General features: G+C 71.8%; 16 protein-coding genes. 9 read left to right on the top strand and 7 right to left on the bottom strand.

The genetic code is table 11. From position 1 onward, the window contains the following. Positions 1-296: 296 nt before the first annotated feature. Both efeU and efeB read left to right on the top strand, forming a co-directional pair. Positions 297-2,723 (top strand): iron uptake transporter permease EfeU, encoded by a 2,427-nt coding sequence (gene efeU, locus KVT44_RS58005; RefSeq protein ID WP_308313983.1) that lies wholly within the window; start codon positions 297-299, stop codon positions 2,721-2,723. Between the two features lie 161 nt (positions 2,724-2,884). Then, positions 2,885-4,168: an iron uptake transporter deferrochelatase/peroxidase subunit gene (gene efeB / locus KVT44_RS13120; RefSeq protein ID WP_217567166.1), complete on the top strand. Its 1,284-nt coding sequence runs from the start codon at positions 2,885-2,887 to the stop codon at positions 4,166-4,168. On the opposite strand, the gene KVT44_RS13115 is transcribed toward efeB, so the two are convergent. Both KVT44_RS13115 and KVT44_RS13110 read right to left on the bottom strand, forming a co-directional pair. After that, the gene (locus KVT44_RS13115) at positions 4,099-4,794 is read right to left on the bottom strand and encodes a hypothetical protein (RefSeq protein ID WP_217567165.1); all 696 of its coding nucleotides are present in this window, start codon (positions 4,792-4,794) and stop codon (positions 4,099-4,101) included. The genes efeB and KVT44_RS13115 overlap by 70 nt on opposite strands. A gap of 151 nt (positions 4,795-4,945) precedes the next feature. Further along, positions 4,946-5,512 (bottom strand): class I SAM-dependent methyltransferase, encoded by a 567-nt coding sequence (locus KVT44_RS13110; protein WP_254649294.1) that lies wholly within the window; start codon positions 5,510-5,512, stop codon positions 4,946-4,948. Positions 5,513-5,644: 132 nt separating this feature from the next. On the opposite strand from KVT44_RS13110, the gene KVT44_RS13105 reads away from it, so the two are divergent. From KVT44_RS13105 to KVT44_RS13090, 4 genes are all read left to right on the top strand, one after another. Further along, a complete protein-coding gene (locus tag KVT44_RS13105; protein WP_217567163.1) occupies positions 5,645-6,970 on the top strand; it encodes a histidine kinase in 1,326 nt (441 codons plus the stop codon). Further along, complete coding sequence (locus KVT44_RS13100; protein WP_217567162.1) at positions 6,967-7,680, top strand: response regulator transcription factor; 714 nt, start codon at positions 6,967-6,969, stop codon at positions 7,678-7,680. Before KVT44_RS13105 ends, KVT44_RS13100 begins: the two co-directional genes overlap by 4 nt. Before the next feature lie 175 nt (positions 7,681-7,855). After that, on the top strand, positions 7,856-8,860 hold the full coding sequence (locus tag KVT44_RS13095; RefSeq protein ID WP_217567161.1) for an alpha/beta hydrolase: 1,005 nt from the start codon (positions 7,856-7,858) through the stop codon (positions 8,858-8,860). Positions 8,861-8,966: 106 nt separating this feature from the next. Further along, on the top strand, positions 8,967-9,986 hold the full coding sequence (locus KVT44_RS13090) for a helix-turn-helix domain-containing protein (protein ID WP_217567160.1): 1,020 nt from the start codon (positions 8,967-8,969) through the stop codon (positions 9,984-9,986). A 55-nt stretch (positions 9,987-10,041) separates the two neighbouring features. On the opposite strand, the gene KVT44_RS13085 is transcribed toward KVT44_RS13090, so the two are convergent. Beyond that, positions 10,042-11,127, bottom strand: coding sequence for an NADH:flavin oxidoreductase/NADH oxidase (locus tag KVT44_RS13085; protein ID WP_217567159.1), 1,086 nt, complete (start codon positions 11,125-11,127; stop codon positions 10,042-10,044). 150 nt (positions 11,128-11,277) lie between these two features. On the opposite strand from KVT44_RS13085, the gene KVT44_RS13080 reads away from it, so the two are divergent. Next, on the top strand, positions 11,278-11,652 hold the full coding sequence (locus KVT44_RS13080) for a helix-turn-helix transcriptional regulator (RefSeq protein WP_217567158.1): 375 nt from the start codon (positions 11,278-11,280) through the stop codon (positions 11,650-11,652). A 34-nt stretch (positions 11,653-11,686) separates the two neighbouring features. On the opposite strand, the gene KVT44_RS13075 is transcribed toward KVT44_RS13080, so the two are convergent. From KVT44_RS13075 to KVT44_RS13065, 3 genes are all read right to left on the bottom strand, one after another. Next, on the bottom strand, positions 11,687-13,045 hold the full coding sequence (locus KVT44_RS13075) for a nucleobase:cation symporter-2 family protein (RefSeq protein WP_099924195.1): 1,359 nt from the start codon (positions 13,043-13,045) through the stop codon (positions 11,687-11,689). Positions 13,046-13,206: 161 nt separating this feature from the next. Continuing rightward, a complete protein-coding gene (locus KVT44_RS13070) occupies positions 13,207-14,565 on the bottom strand; it encodes an FAD-dependent oxidoreductase (protein ID WP_217567157.1) in 1,359 nt (452 codons plus the stop codon). 187 nt (positions 14,566-14,752) lie between these two features. Next, on the bottom strand, positions 14,753-15,379 hold the full coding sequence (locus KVT44_RS13065; RefSeq protein ID WP_254649344.1) for a DUF305 domain-containing protein: 627 nt from the start codon (positions 15,377-15,379) through the stop codon (positions 14,753-14,755). Between the two features lie 251 nt (positions 15,380-15,630). Between KVT44_RS13065 and KVT44_RS13060 the strand changes: the two genes are divergently transcribed. After that, a complete protein-coding gene (locus tag KVT44_RS13060; protein ID WP_217567155.1) occupies positions 15,631-17,133 on the top strand; it encodes an LVIVD repeat-containing protein in 1,503 nt (500 codons plus the stop codon). Here KVT44_RS13060 and KVT44_RS13055 read toward each other — a convergent pair. Continuing rightward, positions 17,121-17,825 (bottom strand): TetR/AcrR family transcriptional regulator, encoded by a 705-nt coding sequence (locus tag KVT44_RS13055; RefSeq protein WP_217567154.1) that lies wholly within the window; start codon positions 17,823-17,825, stop codon positions 17,121-17,123. The genes KVT44_RS13060 and KVT44_RS13055 overlap by 13 nt on opposite strands. Positions 17,826-18,059: 234 nt before the next feature. On the opposite strand from KVT44_RS13055, the gene KVT44_RS13050 reads away from it, so the two are divergent. Next, positions 18,060-18,305 (top strand): DUF2630 family protein, encoded by a 246-nt coding sequence (locus tag KVT44_RS13050; RefSeq protein WP_054229148.1) that lies wholly within the window; start codon positions 18,060-18,062, stop codon positions 18,303-18,305. Positions 18,306-18,350: the final 45 nt, after the last annotated feature.

The raw sequence follows: 18,350 nt of genomic DNA, 5'->3' as shown, positions 1-18,350 counted from the left end.
GCGACCGCGCCGCCGGGCTGTCGCCGTGCGCCGCGCGCATGGACGCGGACACCGGGCCTCTTGGCTGCCGCTCTCGTGTTACCGCAGCTCAGAGGCGTGATGCCCGCCTTGCGCGGCCCCCGCGACGACTCGTCGGCCGATCCGCGCTCGATGCGGCCGACCCGGGCCCGGCGTGCGATCCGCGTCCGCTGTGTCGCGATTTGCGCGCTCTCTTGACCGTTAGTTAGGCATGCCTACACTAAGTCCCGCCCTTGGCCGCCCGGCCTGGTGTTTGCTGCATCGGAGAGAGGCCCGAGGTGTGGGACGACGCGTTTCCCAGCTTTCTGATCGGTCTGCGTGAGGGGCTGGAAGCGGGACTGATCGTCTCGGTTCTGGTCGCCACGCTCGTACGGTCCGACCAGCGCGCCCGACTGCCCCATGTATGGACGGGAGTTGCCGCCGCCATCGGGTTGTCGATGAGCTTCGGCGCGGTCCTCACGTTCACGGCGGCGAACCTGCCGGGGAAGTCGCAGGAGGCGTTCGGGGGCTCGCTGAGTCTGGTCGCGGTCGTGTTCGTCACCGCCATGGTGTTCTGGATGCGGCGCTCGGCCCGTACGTTCTCCGGCGAGATCAAGCAGAAGGTCACCGCCGCGCTGGGCATGGGCGCGGGCGTACTGATCGCCACGTCGTTCCTCGCCGTCGGCCGCGAGGGTCTGGAGACCGCGCTGTTCCTGTGGACCACCGCGCAGGCCGCGGGGAGTTCGTCGGGTCCGCTGGCCGGAGCGGCGGTCGGACTGCTGCTCGCCGCGGCGCTGTGCTGGGGCCTGTACCGGCGCGTCCTGCACATCAACCTCACGCGGTTCTTCAGTATCACCGGCGCCGTGCTCATCGTCATCGCCGCGGGCGTCCTCGGCTACGGCATGCGCGACCTCCAGGAAGCCACGGTGATCCCGGGCGGCACGTCGTACGCCTTCGATCTGTCGGCGCATCTCGACCCGGCCTCGTGGTACGTCACCGTCGTCCAGGGCACGCTCAACCTCACCCCGCAGATGACCTGGCTTCAGGTCGGTGTCTACGGCACGTACCTGGCGATCGTGATGACGCTGTTCGTACGCGGCGTCCGCGGGGCGGCCCCGGCGAAGCCGGTGCCCGTGGTGCTCGCCGCGACGGACGTCGCGGGGGCAGCCAAGCGCGTGTCCGTGCCGCTCGACTCCGCCGACGCGGAGCAGCCCGCGACGCCCGCCGCTACGCGGGCCGGGAGTCCCGCCGGCCCCGGCCCCCGCCCCGGCGCCGGGAGTGCCGTCGCGTCGACCGCCGTCGAGGCCGAGCGGTCCGCCGCGCCCGCACCGGCCGGGGGTGAGGCCGGGTCTGTTTCCGCCGACGCCGACAAGGCCGCCACGTCGGCCGCGATCGAGGCCGAGGCCGACCCGTCCGCCACGTCCGCCCCCGAAGACGAGCACGCCGCCGAAGGAGAGCCCGCCGCCGAAGGCGAGAAGCCCGCCGAGCCTGGGGCCTCCGGCCCCGACCAGCCGTCCGTTCCCGCCGAGGGCGCCGTGGCCACGCCGTCCACCCCCCGTCGTTTCCCTCGCTGGACGGTCCCCGCCGCTCTCGTCGCCGTGCCCGCGCTCATCGCGGGGATCGCCATCGCCGCCGGCGGCGGAAAGCCCGCGTCCGGGACGCCCGTCGTCGAAGTGTCCGCGGCCGACTGCGGCAAGGGCTTCACCGCGCCCAAGCCGGGCCGGCAGACCTTCCAGGTGCGCAACACCGGCTCCCGTACCTCCGAGATCTATCTGATCGACCCGGTCAGCAACGCCGTCTACGGCGAGGTCGAGGGCATCGCCCCCGGCACCACCCGCGCCCTGATCGCCACCGTCGGGACGGGCTCGTACGCCTGGCGCTGTGTGCCCAACGGCGGGAAAGCCGTCACCTCGGCGGCCGTGCGCGTCAGCGCGGGCGGCGGCTCCGTCCAGGCCGTACTGCCGGTCTCCGAGAAGGACCTCGCCGCACCGCTGGCCGCCTACCGGACGTACGTCGACCAGGGTCTGGCCGACCTGCAGACCAAGACGCGCACCCTCCAGAGCGACCTCGACGCCGACAAGCTCGACCAGGCACGCAAGGACTGGCTGCCCGCGCACACGCGGTACGCCTCGCTCGGCGCCGCCTACGGAACGTTCGCCGACTTCGACGCGAAGATCAACGGCCGTACGGCCGGACTCGCGGGCGGGGTCGACGACCCGGCCTTCACCGGCTTCCACCGCATCGAGTACGGCCTGTGGCACGGCCAGTCCGCCGCCACCCTCGCGCCGTACGCCAAGCGACTCGCCGCCGATGTGGACGCCCTGCGCAAGGACTTCCCGAAGCAGGACTTCGACCCGGCCGACCTCCCGCTGCGCGCCCACGAGATCCTCGAGAACACCCTGCACCGCGAACTGAGCGGCAACGCCGACTACGGCAGCGGCACCGAACTGGCCACCACCGAGGCCAACCTCGACGGCACCCGCGAACTGCTCACCCTGCTCCGCCCGCTGATCGACAAGCGCAACGCCAAGGTGATCCCGGCAGTCGACACATGGATGCGGCGCACCGAGCAACTGGTGCTCGCCCAGCGGGCCGAGGACGGCACCTGGACGCCGCTGGACAAGCTGTCCGACACCGACCGGCAGCGCCTCGACGGCTCGGTCGGCCAGTTGCTGGAAGAGCTCGCCCCGATCCCGGACCTCCTGGAGATCCGCAAGGCCGCGTGAGCAGCCGAACGCCTGCTTGAGCGACCCCAAGGCCGCGTGAGCAGCCCCACGGCCGCGTCAGCAGCCCGGCGGCGCCGACCCCGAGACCGTCGGCCCACCCGCGCCGAACCACCGCCCCCGCAGTCCCGGGACCATGTGCCCACAGGAGAGGACCTCCCCCGATGACGACCCCGAGCCAGGACGACCAGGCCGCGCAGGGCGGCTGCCCCTTCGGCCGCCGTACGTTCACCAAGACCGCCCTCGGCGTCGGCGCGGCCGGAGCCGCCCTGGCGGGCGCCGGGCTCGTCGGGGCCCAGGTGGCCGCGGGCAGCACTCCCGCCGCGGCGGCCGACTCGGGCAGCGGCAAGGTGTCCTTCCACGGCGCCCACCAGGCCGGCATCACCACCCCCGCGCCCACGGCCGCCGTCTTCGTCTCCTTCGACGTCATCGCCGAGGACCGCACCCAACTGGCCGCCCTGCTGCGCACGATCACCGAGCGGGCTCGCTTCCTGACCACCGGTGGCACCCCGGTCGACCTCGGCGTGGGCGCACCGCCCTCCGACAGCGGTCTGCTGGGACCGGACCTGCCCGCGGACGACCTCACCGTCACCGTGGGCGTCGGCGCCTCGCTCTTCGACGACCGCTACGGCCTCGCCGACCGCATGCCGCGCCACCTCAAGCCGATGCGCACCTTCCCCAACGACAACCTCGACGCCGCCGAGTGCCACGGCGATCTGTCGTTGCAGCTGTGCGCCGCCAACTCCGACACGGTGCTGCACGCCCTGCGCGACATCACCCGGCACACCCGCGGCGCGATGCAGATCAAGTGGCGCGTCGACGGCTTCCAGAACCCGTCCCGTCCCACCGGCGCGCAGCGCAACTTCCTCGGGTTCAAGGACGGCATCGCCAACCCCGACACGACCTCGTCCCGCGAGATGGACAAGCTGGTCTGGGTCACCGCGGCCGACGGCGAACCGACCTGGGCGGTCGGCGGCAGCTACCAGGTCATCCGGATCATCCGCATGCTGGTCGAGTTCTGGGACCGGGTCTCGCTCACCGAGCAGGAGAAGATGATAGGCCGCCGCCGTGACACCGGCGCACCGCTGGACGGCGCCCAGGAGACCGACCTCCCGCGCTACACCAAGGACCCCAAGGGCGAGGCGATCCCGCTGGACGCCCACATACGGCTCGCCAACCCCCGTACGGCGAAGACCGACACCACCCGGATCCTGCGCCGCGGCTACAACTACGACCGGGGCGTCGACAAGGCGGGCAACCTCGACATGGGCCTGGCCTTCTGCTCCTACCAGCAGGACGTGGTCCGTCAGTTCGAGGCGACCCAGACGCGTCTGATCGACGAGCCGCTCGTCGACTACATCAGCCCCACCGGGGGCGGTTACTTCTTCGCGCTGCCCGGGGTGAAGGACAAGTCCGACTGGCTGGGCCGCTCCCTCGTGGAGGGCTGAAGCGAAGGGTGAAGAGGGGGTTGGGCCGGGGCCGGGCACGAGGCCGCCCCGTCCAGCGTACCGAGCAGAAACGGCATCACCCCCCGCTCCAGCAGGGCCAGTTGCCACTCCTCATGGGCACGCCTCACCTCGGGATCGCGGTCCTCCGAGGTGGGGCGGTCGCGCGTCGCCAGTGACCAGAGAAGGTCGCCCAGCGCCGCGCCCGCCGTCACCGCGGCCAGGATCACCACCACCATGATCAGCCCGTCGTTCAGATGCGGGCGTACGTCGAGGGCGTGCAGGTCGAACCCGCTCAGGACGTACACACCCGCGGCGACGACACCGAGACTCGGCACGAGCAGCGCCGAGACGGACACGGAGCCATCCCCCACACGTACGGCGGCCTTTGAGGGTCCCTCATGTCGTCCGGACGCCCGCACGCGGAGGTACCGGTCGTACTCGACCGCGGCGGTCCGGGAGAGCGAGGGGCGCGCCTGAAGGGCTTCGGCGCGCAGGCGCTCGCGCGTGTCCGCCACGCCGACGCGTTCCACGGCTGCCATGATCTCGGGGGAGTGGAGGGCCCGGTCCAGGATCCGCTCGAAGGTGCCGTCGCTCGGCGCCGCCGGACCGTCGTCACGTTCCTTCATTTGGGGGTCCCCCGAGACGTAAGAGGCTCACGATGAGGCAAACCCTACAGTATGTAGGGTTTCTGCTCGTCAACCGCTTCGGTGTCGGGTCTCCATCGGGTCGCGGGATCTTCGGCACTTCGGCACGGGACACGTCGCCCTGCGCCGAGCGTCACGGCCTCCTGGTGGCCCGGTGTACGAAGGCGGGCGGGAGGTTCGGCCACACCACGGGCGAGCGCTCCAACCGGTCGAAGCGGCACGCCAGTTCGGCGGTGAAGGCACGGGCGGGCGGAGTCCAGGCCGCGTGCACATACGCGAAGGTGGTGAACCGTCCGCCGGGCGTCAGGACTTCGCTCACGGCGTCCAGGATGTGCCCGCGCCGCTCCCGCGACATGACCGTCCACGGCAGCCCGGAGACCACCGCGTCGACCGGTCCGCTCACCGCGGCGGGCAGCTCGGTGGCCGAACCCGACACCACGGTCAGCCGTTCGTCGCGCCGTGCGGCCGACAGCCGTGCCGCGAGCACCGGATTGAGCTCGACCGCGACGAGCCGCGCCTCGGGCGCCAGTCGGGCGAGGATCGCGTCGGTGAACGCTCCGGTCCCCGGGCCCAGTTCGACAACGAGCCGGGCTCGCTCCAGACCGATGCCCTCGGTCATCGCGTGGGCCAGCCGACGTGAACTGGCCGCCACGGCACCGGTCATGAGGGGCCGTCTGAGGAACTCGGTGGTGATCGACATGACGGCCATGCTGGAAGCGCGCCGGGTGGCCGCACGTCGTATCCCCGGCCGGTGCGCGTACGACCGCGGGAGGACCCCGTGACGCCCCGCAGGACGATGCGGCGGAGCGGGCCCCGGTCATAGCGTGAGGCGGTGCATCGGCTGATCGAGACCCTGCTCCGCCGGCGGCGCGGCCACCCGTGGCTGACGGACGTCCTGTTGGTCGTGCTGGTGGCCGTGCCCCCGGTCATCCGCCCGGAGCCGGGCTGGCGGCCGGTCTGGGTACAGGCGGGCGTGTACGTCGCCCTGGTGCTGCCCCTGCTGTGGCGCCGCCGTCGGCCGGTGCTCGTCGCGGCCCTGGTGACGGCGGCCTTCTGGGCGCAGTACCTCGGACACGTGTGGGGACAGGAGCCGGGGCGCGGTGCCGTCGCCCTGGCCGCGGTCCTGGCCACCCTCACCGTGCGCGGTCTGCGCCGCGCCGCCGCGCTGACGGTGGTGTGTGCCGCCGCCTGCGTCCTGCTGTGGATTCCCGCGTGGCAGCGGGAGTACGTGGGTCCGGGCGCCCGAGGTGCCTGGCTCACCCCGCTCGCGGTGGGGCTGCTGCTGGCCGGGGCCTGGGTGTTCGGCGAGTACGTCCGTGCCCGGCGCGCCTACCTCGCCGAGTTCGAGCGGCGGGCCGTACTCGTCGAGTCGGAGCGCCTCGCCTTGGCCCGGGTGGCCGTCGCCGAGGAACGGGCGCGCATCGCCCGCGAGATCCACGACGTCCTCGCGCACAGTGTGAGCGTGATGGTGGTGAACGCCGAGGGCGGCAGGCTGATGCGGCATGTCGACCCCGCCGTCGTCGACCGCACCCTCGGCGTCATCGGCGCGACCGGCCGCGAGGCCCTCGGTGAACTGCGCCGGCTGCTGGAGGTGCTGCGTACGCCCGACGCGGACGCCTCAGCCGACGCCGACCACAACCCTGACCACAACCCCGACTCCGACTCCGACCCCGACTGCGGCCCCGATGCGGCTCCCGAGCCCCTCTCGGCCGATCTGCGTCGGCTGATCGGACGCCTCAACACGAGCGGCACGCGCGCCCGGCTGGACCTGCGCGGCGAGCAGGGCGGCCTTCCGCCGGACCTCACCGTGCAGACGTACCGCATCGTGCAGGAGGCGCTCACCAACATCGTCAAGCACGCGCCGCCGGACGCCACGATCCACGTACGGGTCGACACGGGCACTCGGGGGCCCGGGCGGCTGGTCCGCGTGCGGGTGGAGAACTCAGCCGGAGCCGGAGCCGGAGCCGCAGCCGCAGGGGGCGCCGTCGCCGAGCGCCCCGCCCCGCTGCCCTCGTCCGGTCGCGGTCTCACCGGCATGCGCGAACGCACCGCCCTGTACGGCGGGAGTGTCGACGCCGGGCCCACGCCCGACGGCGGCTACCAGGTCGCCGCCACCCTGCGCGTCGCAGAGCCCGAGCCCACGGGGGCAGCCCCATGACCGGCCCGACCTCGACCCCGACCCCGCCCCCTACGTCGTCGTCCCCGTCCCGCGTGCTGATCTGCGACGACCAGGAGCTGATCCGGATGGGGCTGCGCATGGTCGTCGACAGCCAGCCCGACCTCACCGTGGTGGGCGAGGCCGCCGACGGCGACGCGGCGATCGCGGGCGCGGCCGCCCTGGAGCCGGACCTCGTCCTGATGGACGTACGCATGCCCGGTCTGGACGGACTCGCCGCCACCGAGCACCTCTGCGCGCAGCCCCACGGGCCCCGGATCCTCGTCGTCACCACCTTCGACCTCGACGAGTACGCCTACGCGGCCCTGCGTGCCGGCGCGAACGGCTTCCTCGTCAAGGACGCCCCGGCCGAGGAGATCCTGGTGACCGTCCGGGCGGTGCTGCGGGGCGAGGTCATGGTGGCGCCCTCGCTCACCCGGCGCCTGGTCGAACGCTTCGTCCTGCACGGGCCCGCGTCCGCGTCCACGCCCGCCCAGCGCCGCCGCCTCGCCGCGCTCACCGAGCGGGAACGGGAAGTCCTCGCCCTGGTCGCCCGGGGACTGGCCAACGGCGAGATCGCGGCCCGCCTCTTCGTCGGCGAGACGACCGTGAAGACCCACCTCGGCCGCATCCTGACCAAGCTCGGCCTCCGGGACCGTATCCACGCGGTGATCTTCGCGTACGAGAGCGGGCTGGTACGGGTCGGGGACTGAGCGGCGACAGGGGTGAGCGGCGGCGGGGGTGAGCGGTGACGGGGATCGAGCGGCGACGGGCATCCCGCCGTTCGGCGGGACTTCTCCGCCGTCTGGCGCTGCCGTGGGACCGCGGGCGCGCGGCACGATGACAGCCAGTGGTCACAGGGACGTGGCCAGGACGCAGGGAGAGCCGATGACCACCAATCCGTCCGCCGAGGCACAGGGCTCCCGGGTCGGGCCGCCCCCGCCGTTCGACCCGGAGCTCGCCGCCGCCCTCGAGATCATCCGCGAACAGCTGCCGTCCTCGTTCAGCATCGAGATGATCCCGGCGCTGCGCGAGGGCGTCCTACTGTCCGAAGGGGCGGACCTGGACCTGACCCGGGAGGGCGCCTTCGAGGTGGAGGAGCGCACGGTGCCCGGGCCGCAGGGCGCACCGGACATCTCGCTGCTCATCTGCCGGCCGACCCGGGCTGCCGCGGCCGTGCCCGTCGTCTACAACGTGCACGGCGGCGGCATGGTGATCGGCGACAACCGCACCGGCGTCGGAGAAATGCTCGACTGGGCCGAGGAGCTGGGCACGGCCGTGGTGTCGGTGGAGTACCGCCTCGCACCCGAACACCCGCATCCGGCCCTCGTCGAGGACTGCTACGCCGGACTGAAGTGGACGGCCGAGCATGCCGGAGAACTGGGGTTCGACCCCGAGCGGATCATCGTCGCGGGCGCGAGCGCCGGGGGCGGTCTGACCGCGGCGGTCGCCCTGCTGGCCCGGGACCGCGGCACACCGGCTCTCCTGGGACAGGTGCTGCTGTGCCCGATGCTCGACGACCGCAACGACACCCCCTCCAGCCATCAGATGGCCGGTCTCGGCGTGTGGGACCGCGCGGCGAACCACATGGGGTGGACGGCCCTGCTCGGTGACGCCCGCGGCGGCCCGGACGTCTCTCCCTACGCCGCCCCGGCCCGCGCCGAGGACCTCTCCGGGCTGCCCCCGGCCTTCATCGACGTCGGCTCGGCCGAGACCTTCCGGGACGAGGCCGTCGCCTACGCGAGCGGCCTGTGGAAGGCGGGCGGCCGGGCCGAACTCCACGTGTGGCCCGGTGGCTTCCACGGATACGACCTGATGGCGCCGCAGGCCGCCCTGTCCCAGGACACCAAGGCCGCACGTCTGCGCTGGCTGCGCCGACTCCTGGAGAACTGACCCCGTCCACCGGGCGTTCTTGCCGGTGACGGCTTGGCACCGGACGCCGGAGGACGGAGCATGGGGGCGACGCTTTCCGGTGGCCTGTGCGAGGTGAGTGAGTTCGGTGAAGGAGCTGGCGGGCAGGCTCGCGGCGCTCGACCCCGACGCGGGTGCCGCACTCCAGGTGATCACCTACTTCGACCGGCTGATCGAGGGCCGGGCGGGTCTGGAGTCCCTGGTGCGGGGCGCGGCCGTGCTGTCCGGCTGCCCGGCCCGGCTCGTCGACGAGGAGCGCGGGGTCCGTGTCCGGGTCGAGGCCGACGGGATGCGCCGGGACGACGGCGGCCCCCTCGACCCGGCCTGGCCCTCGGCCCGCTTGACGCCGGACGGACCGCCTGCCGTCTGGCTGGAGCGCACGGGAGTGTCCGACGGGGTCCACGCGATGGTCCTCGAGCGTGCCGCGGCCGCCGCTCGGGTGGTGCTGGACAGGACCCGCGGGCGGGCTCCGGCGGAGGCCCGCCAGGCCGACCCCGCCTCGGTCGAGGTACTCCTGGACGCCGCCGCCACCGAGCACGCCCGGCGTCAGGCGGCCGTCCGGCTCGGCCTGCGGGACGTGGCCGCCGCCCGTGTGGTGGCGACCGCCGAGGGCGGCCCGCTCGTCGAAGCGGTGCCCGCCACCGGCGACAGCACGCCCACCACCGGTGGCCGTCGCGCGGGTATCGGCCCCGCGGTGCCCGTACGGGACCTTCCGGCGTCGTGGGCCGCTGCCCGTACCGCCCTGCGGTTCACCGCGGAGGGCACCGACCAGGACCCCGGCCCCCGCACGGTGTACGCGGACGAGCTGGGCGGCCTCGCGCTGCTCGCGGACACGGTCGGCCCGACCACGGAACCCGTCCCCGACGTCCGCGCCCTCGAACGCGCCGTCGCGACGGCCCCCTGGGCGGCGAGCACGCTGAACGCGGTCGCCTTCAGCACGAGTCTGCGCGCCGCCGCGGCGGAGCTGAACGTGCACCACTCCACACTCCAGGACCGCCTCGTCCAGGCCGAGCACTGGCTCGACTGGCCGGTCCACGACCCGCACGGCCGGCTCCGCCTCCAACTGGCGCTGCTCCTACGACGGTTGCACCGGAACGCGGCACGCTAGGGCGCGCTCCCGGGACGGCCGCGCCGGGTGGTGGTACCGCGGGGTGGTGGTACCGCTACACGGAGCGGTGGTACTGGTCGGGGACGTGGACCTGGACCTCCGCGCCCAGTTCACGGGCCGCCAGGCGTGCGAACGAGGGGTTGCGCAGCAGCTCGCGCCCCAGCAGCACGGCGTCGGCCTCGTCGTTGGCGAGGATCTTCGCGGCCTGCTCGGCGTCGGTGATGAGACCGACGGCGGCGACGGGCAGCGAGGTCTCCGCCTTGACCCGTGCGGCGAAGGGGACTTGGTAACCCGGCCCGACCGGAATGCGTACGCCCGAGACGTTGCCGCCGGTGGAGACGTCGAGCAGGTCGATGCCGTGCGCGCGCAGTTCGCCCGCGAAGCGGACGGTGTCGTCGGCGCTCCAGCCGCCCTCCTCCAGCCAGTCGGTGGCGGAGATCCGGAAGAACAGTGGCTTGTCGTCGGGCCAGACCTCCCGCACGGCGTCCACGACCTCGAGGGCGAAGCGGACACGGTTCTCGTAGGAGCCGCCGTACGCGTCGGTGCGGTGGTTGGAGTGCGGGGAGAGGAACTCGTTGACGAGGTATCCGTGGGCGCCGTGGATCTCGGCGATCTCGAAACCGGCGTCCAGGGCGCGCCGCGCCGCGTCCGCGAACTGGCCCACGATCTCCCGGATCCCGGCCACGGTCAGCTCGGTCGGCACCGGGTGCCGCTCGTCGAAGGCCAGCGCGCTCGGAGCGAGCGGCTGCCAGCCGTACGCGTCCTCGCCGACCGGCGCGCCGCCCTTCCAGGGACGGTCGGTGGAGGCCTTGCGGCCGCTGTGCGCGAGCTGGATCGCGGGCACGGTGCCCTGGCTCCTGAGGAAGCGCGTGATCCTGCGGAAGGCCTCGACCTGGGTGTCGTTCCAGATGCCCAGGTCGTAGGGGCTGATCCGGCCCTCGGGGGAGACGGCGGTGGCCTCGACGACGATCAGCCCCGTGCCGCCGGTGGCGCGGGCGGCGTAGTGGGCGAAGTGCCAGTCGTTCGGCGCGCCCGTCGAGGGTCCCTCCGGCGCGGCCGAGTACTGGCACATCGGGGGCATCCACACCCGGTTCGGGATGGTCACCTCGCGCAGGGTGAAGGGCTCGAAGAGCGTGCTCACGGCGGACTCCGTTCGTCGAGGGTGCCGAGCTGCACCTCATACGATAGGCGTCGTAGTACGGCATGTGTCAAACTACGAGAGATGTCGAACAATCCTCGTACACTGAGGTTCCTGGACGAAGATGAGGTTCGTGGACGAAGTGGAGCCACCGTGACGACCGCAGACCCCGCCGGCAGCAGCCGTGACCTGCCGCACCCCGTGCGTGCGGAGATCCGCCTGGAGTCGGTGCTGCACGCGCTCTCCGACCCCATTCGGCTGCGGATCGTGCGCGAGCTCGCCGCCGTCGGCGACGAGCTCTCCTGTTCGCACTTCGACCTGCCGGTCACCAAGTCCACCACCACGCACCACTTCCGGGTGCTCCGTGAGAGCGGGGTGATCCGGCAGGTCTACCGGGGAACGGCCAAGATGAACGCCCTGCGCGGAGCCGACCTGGACGCGCTGTTCCCCGGGTTCCTCGACAGCGTCCTCGCCGCGATCGAGCGGCAGGGCGAGCGCCTCGGCGAACCTCGGCGAACGGCTGGGTGACCGGTGGGGCGACCGGCCGGGTGACCGGTGGGGATCAGACTGAGGCGGCCTTCGGTTCGGCGGCGGCCCCGGCCGAACCCGCCTTCCCCGGCAGGTGGTTGAAGAGCAGGTTCAGGACGATCGCCGTCAGGCACCCGGCGCTGATCCCGCTGTTCATCACCGTCTGGAACCAGTCGGGGAACTTCGCGTAGATCGTCGGCACACCGACGGGGAGCATGCCCACGGCGACCGAGACGGCCACCACCGTCAGGTTGTTGTTGCCCTTGAAGTCCACCTCGGCCAGCGTCCGCAGCCCGCTCGCGGCGACCGTCCCGAACATCACCAGACCCGCGCCGCCAAGGACCGGCGCGGGCACCGCCGCGACCACCGCGCCCAGCTTGGGCAGCAGACCGAGCAGGACGAGGATGCCGCCCGCGGTCGCCACCACCCAGCGGCTGCGCACCCGGGTCATGCCGACCAGACCCACGTTCTGCGCGAACGCCGTGTAGGGGAAGGTGTTGAACACACCGCCGAGCACCGTGGAGAGACCGTCGGCGCGCAGACCGTCGGCCAGCGTGCGCGGCTCGACCTTCCGGTCCGTCATCTCGCCGACGGCGATGAGGTCACCGGTCGTCTCCGTCATCGTCACCAGCGCCACGACCAGCATCGACACGATCGCGGAGGCGTGGAACGTCGGCGTGCCGAAGTGGAACGGCGTGCTGATCCCGACCCAGTCGGCGTCCCCGACCCCGCCGAAGTCCGTGAACCCGAACGGCACCGCCACGGCGAGGCCCACCGCGATGCCGACCAGCACCGCGATCCGGCTCAGGAAGGGCGGCGCGAACCGTTGCACAGCCAGCACCACGGCCAGGACGAAGCCCGCGAGCGCCAGGTTCTTCGGTTCCCCGAAGTCCTTCGCGCCCACGCCGCCTGCCGCCCAGTTGCCCGCGACCGGCAGCAGTGAGACCCCGATGATCAGGATGACGGTGCCTGTGACCAGTGGCGGGAAGAAGCGCAGCAGCCTGCCGAAGACCGGCGCCAGCAACACGATCGCGAGCCCCGCGACGATCACCGATCCGTAGATCGCGGGCAGTCCGCCGCCCGTCGTCCCGATCAGGACCATCGGCGAGACCGCCGCGAAGGTGCAGCCCTGCATGATCGGCAGTCGTACACCGAACCGCCAGAAGCCGACGCACTGGATGAGGGTCGCGATACCGCACACCAGCAGGTCCGCGGTGATCAGATACGCGAGGTCGGCGGGCGAGAGCTTCATCGCCCCGCCCACGATCAGCGGCACGGCCACCGCGCCCGCGTACATCGCGAGCACGTGCTGGAGCCCGAAGGCGGCCAGGTGGCGTACGGGTGGGACCTCGTCGACGGGATGCACGGGATGCGCGGGTGCGGTGGTCGCCATGGGCACTCCAGGAGCGGCGGGTGGGGACGGGGACGGCCGGACGGCGCGAGGAACGTCCGAACAGCACGAGACCGTAAGGGCCTTGAACAGTTTGTTGATTTCCGGCCCGTTGCCGCTATGTGTCATGCCCACCGAGTCGCGCCCGACCTGCCGGAAACGCCCTAGGACGAAGTCGCCGTCCGCGCCGCCGCCAGCAGTGACGTCCAGTCGGGCAGCTTGACCACACCCCGTCCGAGCGAGGCCCCGAGCTCCGCCTCCGCCCGCTCGATCGCCTCCCATCCGGCCCACGGAACCGGTGTCGCCCCGGCCGCCCGCAGCGCCGCGAGGGGATCCTCGGCCAGCTCCCGTCGCATGAGTTCGGGGGCGTCCTCGACGAGCGAGGTCACCGTCTCCTTGGCGCACGGCCGGTTGGTGCCGATGACACCGGTCGGGCCCCGCTTGATCCAGCCCGCCACATACTCGCCCGGCGCGACCACGCCGTCCCGCAGCACCCGGCCCGCGCGGTGCGGCACCGTGCCGTGGTCCGTGTCGAAGGGCAGCCCTTCGAGCGGGACGCCCCGATAGCCGACCGAGCGCAGCACCAACTGCGCCTCGATGTCCTCGTACCGTCCCGTGCCCGTCACCCCGCCGCGCCCGTCGGGCGCCGTACGCTCGAAGCGCACCGCGCCCACCCGGGTGCCGTCGCCCTCGTCGGGAAGCAGCTCGACCGGGCGCAGGAAGAAACGCAGCCGGATCCGGCGGGCCCGGTCCTGCGCCGGCGCGGCGGCCCACCCCCGCAGCACCTCCACATTGCGGCGCTGCGCGGCGGGCAGGTCCGACGGGTCGGCGTACTGCGGATCGAGCGCCAACTCCTCGGGATCCACCACGACTTCGGTGTCCGGCAGCGAGCCGAGCTCGCGCAGCTCCTTGGTGGTGAAGCGGGCCTGCGAGGGACCGCGCCGCCCGATCATGCTGATCTCGGTCACCTTGCTCGCGGCCAGCGCGCTGAGCGCCGCCTGCGGCACGTCCGTGGGGCTCAGCTCGGAGGCGCCGCGGGCCAGCATCCGGGTCACGTCGACGGCGACGTTCCCGACGCCGACGACCACCGCCGAGCGCGCGCCGAGCACGAAGCCGTCGGTGGCGGAGTCGGGGTGCGCGCTGTACCAGGACACGAACTCGGTCGCCGACCAGCTGCCCGACAGTTCCTCGCCCGGCACTCCGAGATGGCGGTCGGTGGCGGCGCCCACGCAGTAGACCACCGCTTGGTACAGCTCCCGCAGTCGAGTCGCGGGCACTCCGCCCGGGCCGACCTGGACACCGCCCAGGAACCGCACCCGCTCGTCCTCCAGGACCGACCGCAGATTGTTCTGCAGCGACTTGATCTTCTCGTGGTCCGGCGCCACGCCGTAGCGCACCAGGCCGTACGGGCACGGCAGCCGGTCCAGGACGTCCACCCGGACCCCGGACAGCCCGCTCTGGACGAGGCTCTGGGCGGTGTAGACCCCGCTGGGCCCCGAGCCGACGACGGCGACATACAGCACGGCGGAACTCCCAATCCGAAACCCGAACAGCTCGAGGAGATCGCTGATGGCTCCAGCATCGCACCACCGACGCTCCGCTGACAGGGTGCGGCGCGCGGCGCACGCGTACGGGTTCGTCCGCACGGAAAGTCATGACATGAATACATGTGGTGATCGTTCCGGCGGTCGTCAGAGGTGTCGCCGAGCGTCACCGCAACGCGCGCATCCTGCTGATCTCGCTCGTCTGCTGGGCGATCACGTCGTCGGCCATCTCCTCGACCTGGATGTTGTTGCCCTGGGCCTTCACCTCCGTGGCCATGGCGATCGCCCCGTCGTGATGTGTGATCATCAGCTTCAGGAAGAGCGTGTCGAAGGCCTTGCCCCGCGCCGCGCGCAACTCCTTCAGCTGTGCCTCGGTCGCCATGCCGGGCATCGCCTCGTGCCGGTGCTCCGTGGCCCGCTGGTCGCCGTCGTGGGCCGTGAGCCAGCCCTTCATCGTGGTGATCTCCGGCCCCTGCGCGGCCGCGATCCGCGCCGCGAGCCGCTTCACCTGACCCGACGCTGCCTGCTTCGGGGTGAGCGCGGTCATCTCCAGGGCCTGGGTGTGATGTTCGATCATCATCCGCGCGTAGGCGAAGTCCGCCGCGTTGGGGGAGTCGTCCTCGTTGCGCTGCTTCGCGGCGTCCGCGGCGGAGAGTGTCTCGGCCGCCTCGCCCGGCTTGCCGGGGGCGATCACCGAAGGCCCGCTCGTCCCGACGGACTTGGGCGCGGAGGCCGAGCCGGAGTCGCAGCCCCCGAGCGCGAGCACGGCGACCGCCAGCGAGGCCGCGCCCAGGAGCGCACGGCGTGTGCGGGGCGTACGGGACGCGCGGGACGTACGACGGAGCAACACATCGACCTCCAGGGGCACATGAATCGCCGGACACCTCACGGGTGTTTCATGACCGTCCTAGCACGTCGGTGAACGTTACTGATCAAAAACCTTTATTACGAGTGCGTTGCCATCTGTTGATCAGTGCATGGGTCGGACGATACTTCTGGGGTCCGTGAACCGTTCGACTGCGAACGGCTACAAGGGAGGACGCAGTGACCCTGTTGATCGATCCCCGAACGCGGCGCAGACGCCTGGGAGTTGCCGCGGCCGCGGCCGGACTCCTGGCCGCGCTGCTCACGGCCGGCCCGGCGGCCGCGACCCCCGATCCCGGGGACGGCCCCGCCGTTCCGGAGAAGGTGTCCCGCAGTGACGCCATCGAGACCAGGACGGCGATCGCGAACGGCGAGATACCCGGGCAGGACGAGATCGTCCACTCCGACAACATCGAACACCTCACCAACATCCCCAAGGACGCGCTGGCCGGCACCAATTCCGACCTCGCCTTCCAGGGCAAGTACGCCTTCGCCGGCAACTACGACGGCTTCCGCATCTTCGACATCAGCGACCCGAAGGCGCCCAGGACGGTGGCGCAGGTGCTCTGCCCGGGCTCGCAGAACGACGTGTCCGTCTCCGGCAACCTGCTCTTCCTGTCCACCGACTCCTCGCGCAGCGACAACTCCTGCAACAGCACCACGCAGCCCGCGACCGAGAAGTCCTCGTGGGAGGGCATGAAGGTCTTCGACATCACCGACAAGGCGAACCCGAAGTACGTCGCCGCCGTCGAGACCGCCTGCGGCTCGCACACCCACACGCTGGTGCCCGAGCGCAAGAACGTCTACATCTACGTCGCCTCGTACTCGCCGAGCGCCACCTTCCCCGACTGCCAGCCCCCGCACGACGGCATCTCGGTCATCAAGGTGCCGCGCAAAGCCCCTGAGAAGGCCGCCGTGGTGAACTTCCCGGTGCTGTTCCCGGGCGAGGGACCGGACGGCGGCGGCAACCCGGGCTCACCCACCAACCCGGGCGTCTCCAAGACCACCGGCTGCCACGACATCACGGTCCTGCCCTCCAAGGACCTGGCCGCCGGTGCCTGCATGGGCGACGGCATCCTGTTCTCCATCAAGGACCCGGAGCACCCGAAGGTCATCGACCAGGTCGAGGACAATGTCAACTTCGCGTTCTGGCACTCGGCGACCTTCAACCAGAAGGCGAACAAGGTCGTTTTCACCGACGAGTTGGGCGGCGGTGGGGCGGCCACCTGCAACGCGGCCATCGGTCCGAACCGCGGCGCCGACGGCATCTACGACATCGTCGGCAAGGGCGACAAGCGCAAGCTCGTCTTCAAGAACTACTTCAAGATCCCCCGCCACCAGGCCGACACCGAGAACTGCGTGGCCCACAACGGCTCGCTGATCCCCGTCAAGGGCAAGGACCTCATGGTCCAGGCCTGGTACCAGGGCGGCGTCTCCGTCTGGGACTTCACCGACTCCTCGAACCCGAAGGAGATCGCCTACTTCGAGCGCGGACCGCTGACCACCGACAAGCTCACGGTCGGCGGCTCCTGGTCGGCGTACTACTACAACGGCTACATCTACTCGAACGACATCGCCAAGGGCTTCGACGTCCTCAAGCTCAGCGACCGGCGCACCGATCCGGCCCAGCGGGTCCACCTGCGCGAGCTCAACGTCCAGACGCAGCCGGACTACTTCGACTGATCGTCGGGCGACTGATCGTCAGGCGCCTGCTCGTCCGGTTGTCGGCCGGTCGTGAAGAACCGCGACAGATCGCTCTCGCGCGTCCCGCCGGGCACCTCGGTGTCCGGCGGGACACCCATCTCCCAGTCGAGGTGGTAGCGCTCGAACAGCTCGGCCCGCAGCCTCGGGACCGGCATCGGCACACCCGGCACCAGGGCCGCGTACACCGCGCCCATGAGCACCGCCCGCAGCATCGGGTAGTCGGTGTCGGCGTCCTGGGAGCCGTACTCGGCGACGGTCTCCCGCAGGAGCTGCGCGAGGCGCTGTTGCTCCGGACACTGGACGAACCCCTCGCCCAGCAGTATCCCCGCCATGTGCTGACGCATCAGCACGGGCCGGTCCCGCGCCAGGCCCAGAATCGCGTCGATGGCCCGCGCCAGCCGCTCCCGGCCGTCCTCGGTACGCGGCTCGCGCTCCAGCCCCTCCTCCAGCGTGCGGTGCATCATCCGGTGCACGGCGGACTGCAGGAGCTGGCGTTTGCCGGGGAAGTAGTACGACACCAGTCCGCGCGCCGATCCCGCGCGATCCGCGATGTCCCCGAGCGTCGTCGCCTCGTAGCCGCGCTCGTTCACCAGCTCCACCGCGGCCTGCAACAGCCGCTCCCGGGAACGCCGGCGCAACTCTTCATTGACCGACGGGCTGCGCGGGGACATGCTGGAACTCCTGTGTTGACTGGCTGCCAGCCAACTATACTCAGAGCGTCCGGGCCATGACCCACCGCGGGGGAGGCCTCGGGCTGCCGTCCGCCTGGGGCGACGCGGGGGATCGTCTCAGGCGGACGGGCACCGGGCGAGCGGAAATTCCCGGCCGGGCAGGATTCCCGAGCGAGTCGCACAGCCGTCGTGGCCTCCTTAGAGTGGGCGAAAGTGCCGAGGAGGCGGGTGGAGATGGATCAAGAGCAGATCCTGGCCAAGATCACGGCGATGGTGGACGACGAGCGCCGGCTGCGCGACGCCGTCGCATCAGGGCAGATCGACAGTGCCACGGAACACGAACGGCTCGGTCAGCTGGAGCGCGAGCTCGACCAGTGCTGGGACCTGCTGCGCCAGCGGCGCGCGAAGTCCGAGTTCGGGGAGAACCCGGACGAGGCGCGCGTACGACCGTCTTCGCAGGTCGAGGGCTATCAGAGCTGATCGTGAGGGTCCGCTCCCGGGCCTCCGGGCCGCCCCCTGGCCTCC

The sequence above is a fragment of the Streptomyces sp. GbtcB7 genome, assembly GCF_019091445.1.
In the GTDB taxonomy this organism is placed as follows: domain Bacteria; phylum Actinomycetota; class Actinomycetes; order Streptomycetales; family Streptomycetaceae; genus Streptomyces; species Streptomyces mirabilis.
Note: the sequence above shows the minus strand (reverse complement) of the source record. Positions and strands in the feature narration are given on the sequence as shown.